At 43.0% G+C, this 10,991-nt stretch carries 10 protein-coding genes; 8 read left to right on the top strand and 2 right to left on the bottom strand.

The window, feature by feature from the left end:
- Positions 1 to 84: 84 nt before the first annotated feature.
- Positions 85 to 606 carry a hypothetical protein gene (locus FTU77_RS01320; RefSeq protein ID WP_168377972.1) on the top strand — a complete coding sequence of 174 codons (522 nt, stop codon included), beginning with the start codon at positions 85 to 87 and terminating at the stop codon, positions 604 to 606.
- A 136-nt stretch (positions 607 to 742) separates the two neighbouring features.
- On the opposite strand, the gene FTU77_RS01315 is transcribed toward FTU77_RS01320, so the two are convergent.
- Positions 743 to 2,161, bottom strand: a complete 1,419-nt coding sequence (locus FTU77_RS01315) for a phosphate--AMP phosphotransferase (RefSeq protein WP_168377973.1) — start codon at positions 2,159 to 2,161, stop codon at positions 743 to 745.
- Positions 2,162 to 2,366: 205 nt separating this feature from the next.
- Between FTU77_RS01315 and FTU77_RS01310 the strand changes: the two genes are divergently transcribed.
- The 7 genes from FTU77_RS01310 (at position 2,367) to FTU77_RS01280 (ending at position 8,668) form a co-directional block, all read left to right on the top strand.
- Positions 2,367 to 3,080, top strand: a complete 714-nt coding sequence (locus tag FTU77_RS01310; RefSeq protein WP_168377974.1) for a hypothetical protein — start codon at positions 2,367 to 2,369, stop codon at positions 3,078 to 3,080.
- Positions 3,081 to 3,306: 226 nt separating this feature from the next.
- Positions 3,307 to 4,251: a bifunctional demethylmenaquinone methyltransferase/2-methoxy-6-polyprenyl-1,4-benzoquinol methylase UbiE gene (gene ubiE / locus FTU77_RS01305; RefSeq protein WP_078192823.1), complete on the top strand. Its 945-nt coding sequence runs from the start codon at positions 3,307 to 3,309 to the stop codon at positions 4,249 to 4,251.
- A 16-nt stretch (positions 4,252 to 4,267) separates the two neighbouring features.
- Positions 4,268 to 4,936, top strand: a complete 669-nt coding sequence (locus FTU77_RS01300) for an SCP2 domain-containing protein (RefSeq protein WP_168377975.1) — start codon at positions 4,268 to 4,270, stop codon at positions 4,934 to 4,936.
- A gap of 18 nt (positions 4,937 to 4,954) precedes the next feature.
- Positions 4,955 to 6,574, top strand: a complete 1,620-nt coding sequence (locus FTU77_RS01295; protein ID WP_180007065.1) for an AarF/ABC1/UbiB kinase family protein — start codon at positions 4,955 to 4,957, stop codon at positions 6,572 to 6,574.
- Between the two features lie 113 nt (positions 6,575 to 6,687).
- Complete coding sequence (locus FTU77_RS01290) at positions 6,688 to 7,095, top strand: hypothetical protein (protein WP_180054276.1); 408 nt, start codon at positions 6,688 to 6,690, stop codon at positions 7,093 to 7,095.
- A 106-nt stretch (positions 7,096 to 7,201) separates the two neighbouring features.
- The gene (locus tag FTU77_RS01285) at positions 7,202 to 8,281 is read left to right on the top strand and encodes a patatin-like phospholipase family protein (RefSeq protein ID WP_180054274.1); all 1,080 of its coding nucleotides are present in this window, start codon (positions 7,202 to 7,204) and stop codon (positions 8,279 to 8,281) included.
- 72 nt (positions 8,282 to 8,353) lie between these two features.
- Positions 8,354 to 8,668, top strand: coding sequence for a hypothetical protein (locus tag FTU77_RS01280; protein WP_078189807.1), 315 nt, complete (start codon positions 8,354 to 8,356; stop codon positions 8,666 to 8,668).
- A 70-nt stretch (positions 8,669 to 8,738) separates the two neighbouring features.
- Here FTU77_RS01280 and FTU77_RS01275 read toward each other — a convergent pair whose 3' ends face one another.
- Complete coding sequence (locus FTU77_RS01275; RefSeq protein WP_180054272.1) at positions 8,739 to 10,919, bottom strand: SulP family inorganic anion transporter; 2,181 nt, start codon at positions 10,917 to 10,919, stop codon at positions 8,739 to 8,741.
- Between the last annotated feature and the right edge of the window lie 72 nt (positions 10,920 to 10,991).

Raw genomic sequence — 10,991 nt, 5'->3', positions numbered from 1 at the left:
TAGATTGCAAAAAATGCTTTTAAACAAGTATCTTAATGATACTTTATGAGAAAAAAACCAATCCAGTATCAAGGGTATCTGCTTATGAAAATTGATAACATTCCTGATTCCATCGACCCTAACTTAAATCTGGACATTATTCGCGCTGAATGCTTAGAGCTCGTCAAAAAACGTGCTTATTTTTCAGCAGGTGCAGCTATTATTCCTGTGCCATTTTTGGATGTGGTGATTGACGTCGGAATTTTGTCACAGCTCATTCCAGAAATTAATGCGCGTTTTGGTTTAGCGCCAGATCAAATTAGTGTGTATGATCCAAAAACCAAACAAATTCATTGGACAGAACTGCGTAAACGTGGTGTCGAATTTTCTGGTTTAGTGGTTGCACGAACCGCGATGAAAAAATCGCTAAATAACATTGCAGCAAAATATATTACCAAACAAGTCACTAAATTTATTCCATTAGGTGGACAATTGGTGGCAGCCAGTTTGGGTTATATTGTGATGAAAAAAGTCGCTGAAACCCATGTAGAAGAAAGCTACCAATTGGCGAAGCGTATTCAACAGAAATTTCCGAACCAACCTGTCCCAACGCCGAACAATGTTTAACGGCGATATCTAGCGCATCAACATCGTTTATAAATCAAAGTGATCTAAACCATAGATCTAAAGATGAAGTAGATCTGAAAATGAGCTAGTTTTGAAAATGAAAAAAGCCACGAATATCGTGGCTTTTTTCATGCATTCAATCTGCTTTCAATTGCGCTAAGATCGTCTCTAATACCTGTAAGCGCGCACTATGTTTGTCATTGGTCGCGATCACATGCCACGGCGCATATTCTGTATCCGTACGTTGCAACATATCTGCGGCAGCTTTGAGATAGTCATCCCAACGGTCACGATTCCGCCAGTCATCTGGAGTAATTTTAAAACGCTTATGCGCGGTTTCTTCTCGAGCTTTAAACCGTGCAGCTTGCTCATCCTTTCCTATGGCTAACCAGAACTTGATAACGACCGTTTGACTGTCATATAAGTCCTTTTCAAAACGGTTGATTTCATCATAGGCCCTCTGCCATTCAACCGTATTGGCAAAGCCTTCAATCCGCTCAACCAAGACGCGACCATACCAACTGCGGTCAAAAATCGTGATTTTCTCTTCAGGGACAATTTTATTCCAAAAGCGCCATAAGTAAGGACGGCGTAGTTCATATTTTTCAGGTGCTGCTATGGTATGAATTTCATATTCGCGTGGGTCTAACTTTTTAACAATACGTTTAATTGCTCCGCCTTTCCCTGCGGCATCCATCCCTTCAAACACGATCACCACGTTGCGTGAATCAAAACGTAAAGCTTCAGCCACCTTACGGCTTAATTTTTTTAATTCTTTTTTATAATCGGCTTCATCAGCGACGGCTGTACTTGGCTCCAATAAAGCCTGTGGTGTTTTGGCTTGTTTCCAACGCCCTACCGCTTTAGTTTCATGTGTTGGACAATGTTTTAAAGTGCGTAAAATATACTGTGCAAATTGCTGATCACGGACTTGCTCATCTTCACAGTCGATAATGATCCAGTCATGACTAAAACGCTGACGTAAACGTTGCAAGTTGTCATATTGTTTTTTATTGCGCCAATCTAAACCATGCAATTTATGCCAACGCGCTTCACTCGGGTCCATTTCATCCAAACGTTTTTGTAAAGATTTCCAAGATAAATCGAACCAGACCTTAATCACATCGACATGATTATTTTTTAGGTCTTGTTCATAGGCTCGCATGTTCTCGACATATTCATCAAATAAGGTTTCATCCAAAGGCTTCGACACATGCATGGCGGTACTGAGCAAATCACTGTACCAGTTTCCAAACATCACCATGATTTGCCCTTCGGCAGGAATAAACCGTGCATAAGACTGCCAAAACGTTTGTTTTTGATTAAACATGATAGGGGCATCCGCTTTCACCATTAAGTAGCGTGGATCGACCCATTCGCGGAGCTGTTTGACAGCCTCTCCCTTACCCGCAAGCTCGATTCCACTCACTAAAATCAACATGCTTTTGGCATTGGGCTGACGGCTGGTATTTTTCAGTTGATACTGCGCTTCAATCAGCTCAACCGAGAGTTGTTCTTCATCCATCAATTGAAATTCTGTTTCTTTTAAGCTCATGGCGGACCCTTGGTTTTATTCTGTTTTGAGTATAACCATGCCCTTCACCCCACAACAATGCTTTCATGTATATGCTGAAATGGAAAATATGACCGTTTCTGCAACAAACTGACTCAGATTGACCTGTAATTTCGTCACTTTGTCATAGCCCTAAGCTCCAACACCCACTAAGATTCAAACATCTAAAAAATAATTGAGACACTCAATGTCCAAACTTGCAGTATTAGATGATTTACTTGAACTGTATTACCAGTTGAACTACCACAAAAAGCCAGAAATTTTACAGCGTTTACAAGATGTCCAGCAGTGGCAAAAACAACGTATGCAACGCACACATGCCGTACAATTTGCTGAAAAACACTATGTGCTGATGTCTGAATATTTTATTAATCGTTTATATGGCGGTCCTGATTTTGATGCATTAGCAGCACAAATTGCTCGTCTCACGCGCTATGCACACAAAGCTGAAAAATTGATTCCAGACAATGCCATAAAGACTGGTACTTCGGGCGTACAACTTGCCATTTTAGCCGTACAGCTTGATGAACAAGTGGCCATGCAATTATTAGAAGATTATCCATCCAATCTGCCCTTAACCGATGAAATGATGCGCCAGACTTATCTTAAGCTCGATCAGGGCAAGGACCGTATGTTACAGCTGCAACTATTGGACGATTTAGGTCGTAATTTAGATAAATATATGCGCTCATTTATGGTCTATACCGCCTTTAAGATGTGCAAAGGTGCAGCAATAAAATATAACTTCGAAGTGATGTATGACTTTATGCAAGATGGCTTTCTCGCAATGAAACCACTTAAGTCAGCAGAAAAATTTGTGCGTGAATTTACCACTGTAGAACGTCAAATCATTGACCGTGTACATGCTGGAGACCCGAACCCGTTTCAGCCTGCGACCTAACAAAATTATCATCCCCATTCAGCCCACATTTGATATAAAACAAACAGGGCGTTCAAGGCTGAATTCAGATTTTTTATAGGGGTTTTGCAAAGCAATTACAGCAGCCCCTTATTTTTTCTGTATATTATTCACAACAAATGCAAATGACTGCTGTATAACAACAGAGAATCTGTCATCATGCTTACAAAGTAACATTAACCCTATTTATAAGTTAGGAGTGACTCTAATGTCTAACGAGAATCAAACGCCTGTCCCTACACCTGAGTCGGCACAAAATACAGACAAAGCGAGTCCATTCTTAACTGAACCTTTACCACAAGGGACAGCGCAAGGTCAGCAACAATCTTTAGAACAACGTCTGACCGACACACCTGTGACAGGTTCAGTACCCAAATATAATCTGCCACGTGGCGCGAACACAGGTAATGTTGGGCCAACCACACACTTTGGTTATCAGACCGTGAGCAGCGAAGACAAAGCGCAAAAAGTCGCGGAAGTTTTCCACTCAGTGGCTGCAAAATACGACATCATGAATGATTTAATGTCATTTGGTATTCACCGTCTATGGAAACGTTTTGCCATTAACATGTCAGGTGTTCGTCGCGGTCAGCACGTACTGGATATTGCAGGCGGTACAGGTGACCTTGCTAAAGTGTTCAGTCGTGAAGTTGGTCCGACAGGTCATGTGGTGCTTTCAGACATTAACGAATCGATGCTCAATGTCGGTCGTGACCGCCTCATTGATGCTGGTTGTACCAATGTCGATTTCGTTTTGGCCAATGCTGAAACTTTAGAACCTTTTGCAGACAACAGTTTTGACCTATTAACCATTTCATTTGGTCTACGCAACGTGACTGACAAAGATGCTGCTCTTGCTGCAATGTACCGCGTTCTTAAGCCAGGTGGTCGTTTACTGATTTTAGAATTCTCTAAACCGGTATTTGAACCATTCTCAAAACTGTATGACTTATACTCATTCACTGCATTACCAATTATGGGAAAAATCGTAGCAAATGACTCTGAAAGTTATAAATACCTTGCAGAATCAATTCGTATGCACCCAGACCAACGTACTCTTAAAGGTATGATGGAAAATGCGGGCTTCCAAAACTGTGATTACCACAACTTAACGGGTGGTATCGTGGCTGTACACCGTGGTTTCAAACTTTAATACTGCAGGCTGAACTATGTGGTCGATTCTCGCACTTGGTGCAGTTGAACGCTTAATTCATCATGTCATTGATTTGGATGCTATTACTCGCATCCAACTGAATGAATTGCAAGGCAAAATGCTTCGTGTGGTGATCGACTCACCACAGTTGTCGGTGGATGTGTTTTTTGACGATCAGAAAGTTCGCTTAGAACCGACGCCAACAGGACATACTGAAACCGCATCCATCTTTGAGCAACGCCCTTTCGAGCAGCAGTTAAACATAACTGAAGCAACGGCGACCTTACATGTCAAAACGGTCGTCGAGCTCCTCAAACTGCTGTTGGCTGAAGATGTCGGCAATATTCCATTGCAAGGTGATTATCACTTATTGCAGGATATCCAGCGCATTATGCAGCAAGCTGAGCCTGATTTAGCTTCGCATCTAAGCCCTTGGATTGGTCCAAGCCTTGCGCATGAAATTGGTAAGTTACAACTTGCACCCAAACATCTCAAACGTACTTTACAAAGCCATTTGTTCTTTGCTGAAGACGCGTTAAAAGAAGATTCAGGCTTGCTTGCCCCACGCTGGCAAATGGATGACCTGAATCAAGACACCCGAATTTTGAATCAAAATCTGGACCGTGCAGAAGCAAAAATTCAGCAGCTGCACAGCCAAATTGACTCATTACAAGACAACACTTAAGACTAGGTAATTGCATATATGATTCCGCACGTTTCACGTTTACTCGACCTTTGGCGCATTGCTGCGCACTATAGACTCGACACGTTGTTTCCTGCGGAAGAATTACCGGAAAAAGCCCGTCATATTATTTCCCTCATTCGTATACATCCTGCAGCACGTTTAAGCAAAGAACGTAAAAATCCACTGAAGCTAAAACAAGCTTTAGAAGATATGGGACCTTTGGCCATTAAACTCGGTCAATTACTGTCTACCCGTCGTGACTTGATTCCACCTGAAGTTTTACAGCAATTGGTGCTTTTACAAGACCGTGTAAAACCTTTTTCAAATGACGTTGCCAAAATGCGCATTCAGGAATCACTCAAAGCCGATGTTAATACCTTATTTGCACGCTTTGACGAGCAACCTTTAGCCGCAGCATCTATCGCACAAGTGCATACTGCTGCACTGCATGATGGTCGCGAAGTCGTAGTGAAAGTGGCTCGCCCGAATATTCGCAATCAAATTCTGCATGATTTTGAAATATTAGAGTGGCTTGGTCAGTTCCTTGAAAAACGCCTAGAAGCCGCTCGTGCCCTGCATCTGTCTGAAATTATTCAAGACTACCGTCAAATTATTCTCAATGAATTGGATTTGACTTTAGAAGCGGATAACACGCGTCGTATGCGTCATTACTTCACCGGTTCAAGCATGATGTACGTGCCTGAAGTCTATATGGACAGCCGTGATGTCATGGTCGAAGAGCGTATTACGGGTGTACCAATTTCAGATATTGCGACCTTTGATCGCTTGGGCATGGATCGTAAAGATTTAGCCGAAAAAGGGCTCACCATTTTCTTTACCCAAGTGTTCCGCGACAACTTCTTTCATGCAGACATGCATCCGGGGAATGTCTTCGTCGAAACCATCAATCCAAGCAATCCACGCTTTATTGCCTTGGACTGCGCGATTATGGGTGAGCTTTCAAAGCACGACCAAATGACCGTAGCACGCATGCTGCTTGCGGTTATGAACAGCGACTTTATGCAGCTGATTCAAATCGTGCATCAAGCGGGTTGGATTCCACCGGGTACAGATCAAGATGCATTAGCACGTGAAATGCGTCGTACGGTTGGCCCGATGGTCTCTAAACCAATGCATGAATTGGACTTCGCCGGCATCCTGATTCAAGTGATGGATATTGCGCGTCGTTTCCATTTAGAGATTCCGCCACAACTGATGTTGCTGCTCAAAACCTTGGTCCATGTCGAAGGTTTAGGAACTGATCTCTATCCTGAATTGGATATTTGGAGTTTGGCAAAACCAATCCTCACCGATTGGATTAAAGCGCAAATGAATCCGCAGAAAAACTTAAAAGAACTCGGACAAAAAATTCCTGACTTACTTTTAGGTGCGCAAGATTTACCAACGCTGATGATCGACAGTCTGAATGGTTTAAAAAATCAGTCGGCTTGGCATGCCAAACAACTGAATGAACTGCAAAGCATGCGCTTGCAAATGGAACATCAGCAAAAACGTAGTTGGGTTTTTGGCAGTATTATGGCCATCTTCCTCTCCATCGCGATAATTGCGCCATGGTATGTTTCCATCGTATTAATTGCACTTTCAAGCTTACTTGCCATTTGGCGTGTGTTTAAATAATCTTTGTATTTAAATAATATGTTGTATCCATAGCTCCTTTAAGCCTTTTGACAATAAAGGGCTTAAAGCTATAAAAACAAAAAAATTCAAAAATTTGAATAAGGCTGAACGCCATGTCATACAGTTATTTAGGGGTACTGTATAGTCGAAATCCACTCCGAGCATGTGCAACGGCCTTGCTGTATAGTTTTTCGACCCTGCTCGATGTGCTAGTTCAATTAAATATGCACATGCCTTTCCTAAACTGGCAACCGCCAGCCAACACCACTCTGTATCGGATGCAGCATAGCGCTGCATTTTGGTGGATTATTTTCTTCAATGCACTTCCCTGTTTATTCCTACTTTGTTTACCACAGCAAAAGCTGATGGCAGGGTTAAATTATTGGTTATTTGTTGAGGCCGTGATTTTTATCATTAACTTTTTTGCGTGGGCGGTCTTTCCAATGGCAACATGGGCAATCGTCTGCCTCAGTTTGTTTCAATTGCATCGGCATAATGAACAATTATTACAGCATTCCTGAGCGACGCCCTGATATGACTGAGAAGTCATTTGTCGTAAGTTTCAGCCATTGGGTCTGTGCAAAAACACACTAGAATAATTCTACGACTGTATTTTAAGCGACTGCCATGACTCAAATTTTGCAAAAAAGACCGCCTGCGCTCAATATCCGTGCTGGCCATTTAGCCCGCCAACTGATTGAACAAGAGGGTTTAAACGCTGCTCAAGTGGATATCCTGCCCGGTGCTGCGGGTGGTCCGAAAGGCATTGGTATTCAAGGTTTAGATCAGGCGATTTTTGCTGACTTTTTGCCACGCGCGCAACAAAAGCGTACTTTAATTGGTTCATCGATTGGCAGTTGGCGCTTTGCCAGTATTGCTGCTGGGGGAGCCATTGAAGGGACGAAACGCCTCTCTGAGCTGTATACCAATCTGAGCTTTCATAAAAAGATGAGCCGTCAAGAAGTCAGCGATGTGTGTCGTGGCATGCTGATCGATTTGATTCAAGGTCAAGAAGCGGCACTGGTTAATCACCCGGATTATCACCTCACTGTGCTTTCAGTCAAAGCTCAGCATATTTTCCAAAGTGATAAAGCCCTGCCTCTGTTAGCCTCTGTCGCAGGGATCGTGGGCACGACAGCGCTCGCACGTAAACACAGTCGTTATTTCATGCAGCGTGTAATTAGTCAGCCTGTGTCAGGTCATCAATTTACCGTGGCGGATGATGGCTTTACCACGCATTACCATGCATTGACTCAAGACAGTGTCATGCCGTGGCTTATGGCTTCTGCATCTATTCCCGGTGTCATGGCCGCGATACGTGATATCCCTGATGCGCCACAAGGCAGTTACCGCGATGGCGGCCTGATTGACTATCATATTGACCTACCCTTCCAAAGTCAGGGCATCGTGCTGTATCCACATTTCACGGATAGCATCACCCCAGGTTGGTTTGATAAATTATTTAAACGCCAAGCCAATCCTGAAAATCAGGCGCGTACCCTGTTACTGTCACCTTCACAAGAATACCTTGCAAGCTTGCCGCTTGGCCGACTGCCTGACCGTAAAGACTTTACCCTCAAAGGCTTAGACAACCAACAACGCATTAAAATGTGGAATCAATGTGTGGCTGAAAGTCAGCGTATGGGCGATGAGTTTTTGGAGTTGGTTGAAAAGCAACATTTCCCAGCAGTCATGCAAGCACTCTGAGCGTTACAGTAATCTCTTGCGAGGGACGCTATAATCCTATTTCAAAATTTTGAGCTTATTTAGTATAGATTTATGCGGATATTTTTAACTGTTTTGCAGTATGCCTGCATCGCTTTTGCACTTTTCCTTGTTTATCAAGTGTCAACCGCCTTGATCAGCGGCCAATACGATTTAATGGAAGTGGTGGCAGATGTTGGTACGATTTTAATTTGTATCGATTTGGCGGTGTTTTTATTTACCAGTAATGCAAAACAAGGCATTAGCATCGAAGACTATGCGAAACAATTGGAACAAAAGCCGTCAAAATTGGTATATGTGACCCGTAAATTGGGACATTTCGGTATTTTGCTGATCATTACCAGTTGGATCGTACCGATGATTCGCTAGTGTATTTTAGTTCAATAAAAAGGATCATCATGTGTTCATGATGATCCTTTTTTATGTCATCAGATTTTATTTATCCGAAGAAATTAACCCGTCCAGTTCTTACATCATACACTGCACCAACAATCGCCACTTTACCTTCTTGCACCAATTGCTGTAGCACTTCACTATTTTGCAAAATATAGCGGATGTTGTAATGCACATTCATTTGCGTCACTTGCTCTAAAAATGCCGGACTCAGCGTTTGTGGTTGCATCAATTCGGCAACACGCGATACAGACTCATTGAGTGGCCCCAGCACATATTGAATATGCGGCATACGCGTCAGGCTCTGTATCGATTGACCAGCTAAATACAACTGACAAGCACTGCTAACCGCACCACAGTCCGTATGACCAAGCACTACGATCACTTTGGCGCCTTTGGCTTCGCAGGCAAATTCCAATGAACCCAAAACTTTTTGCCCCGCGACATTCCCCGCTATGCGCAAACTAAATAAATCACCAATTCCAACATCAAAAATCATTTCAGTCGGCGCACGAGAATCCATACAACCTAACACTGCCGCAATCGGATGCTGCCCTTCTTCTGCGGTCACCCGCAGTTGACGATAGATATCTCGTTGCAAACGCTCATTTTGTACAAAACGTTCATTGCCTGCTTTGAGCAAAGCGAGCACGGCCTCTGGCGTCAAACGTTGCTGTAAAGCTGCGGTACTGATATCTATATCTAATGCCGCCTCCTGCGCATCGGCATAGTGTGCCTTGAAACCAATCAACTGTACTTGCACTTTACGCTGCACAGCCTTTTCCTGTTGGTACTCTTGAATGAGTTGGAAAATATCAGCATCCATATCACTCACATGTGTGGCATCAATCACCACTTGTTCACCGCGATGGATATGTTCCAATGCCGAGATTAATGCCGACCGGTTGAGAAAACTGACTTGTGAAGGCAATTCAATCCGTGTAATCACCCCATGTAAATGATGCTCTTTATACACCTTCAGCCCCTTATTAAAATTGGCGTATAAAATGAAGGCCGCACTACTGGCTAAACCAATCAAGATTCCGAGCAATAAGTCTGTGAATAAAATCGCCAATAAGGTAATAATAAAAGGAATAAATTGTTTCCAACCTTTTAAATACAGCTGTTTAAACAATTTGGGATGTGTCAGTTTAAAACCTGTGAGGATTAAAATTGCAGCTAATGCTGAAAGCGGAATCATGTTCATCAAAGGCACTAAACACAGCACGGCAAACAAGAGCAACACGCCATGAAAGATAGCAGAACATTTACTTTTAGCTCCGGCACTGGCATTGACCGAACTACGGACAATTACTGAAGTTAGCGGCATCCCGCCTATAGCGCCCGAAACGACATTACCGATGCCTTGCGCCCATAACTCTCGATTGGGGGGTGAAGAGCGCTTATGCGGATCTAATTTATCTGCTGCTTCTAAATTTAATAAAGTTTCTAATGACGCCACAACCGCCAAAGTGATAGCACCCGTGTAAATCAGTGGATTATTTAAAGCGGTCCAATCTGGAAAGATCATCACATTTTGTAGTTGATCCCAAAGATTTGGAAGTTGGATGAGGTTCGATGGATGAACTGCATAAGACGAACCACTGAGTACCAACACAGCATTGCACAGTGCAGCGAGGACTACAGCAACTAAAGCAGAAGGCAGAACCCACTTTTTGCATGGGCTCTGCTCCCATAGCAACATCAGCACAAGGCTACCGATACCGATCAGAACGGCACCGATATCCCATTGCAAATCGAGCGGCTGTGACTGCCACAGCACAGACCATGAAAATTGGTTCAAGCCAAATAGATAAGGTATTTGACTCCCAATCAAGATCAGTCCGATGGCTGCCAATAAACCCAATATGACATTGTTTGGAATAAAGTTGGCAAAGAAACCGAGCCGAAATATGCCAAATCCAATATGTAAGATACCGGCAAAAACAATACACAATAAAAAGGCGGCATAGTTGCCACCGAGTAGTTCAAGCTGTACCAAAATGACTGCTGTTAAACCTGCTGCTGGCCCTGCAACACTGATATGTGAGCCACTCAATGCTCCGACTAAAATACCACCGACAATGCCGGCAATAATGCCAGAGAGAATCGGTGCGCCAGAAGCCAATGCAATGCCTAGGCATAGCGGTAAAGCTACGAGAAATACCACTGTTCCAGATAAAAAGTCGTGAATATGAAATCGATGTCGTTCAATTTTAGATGTCATCATTTTACCGTTTATAATAAATATCAAATAATTAGATGTAAGTATGTAAAGCCTAAAGTTTGTGACCACTTT

This window comes from Acinetobacter sp. YH12142, assembly GCF_013418435.1.
GTDB lineage: Bacteria > Pseudomonadota > Gammaproteobacteria > Pseudomonadales > Moraxellaceae > Acinetobacter > Acinetobacter amyesii.
This window is presented reverse-complemented; position numbering and strand designations above follow the sequence as displayed.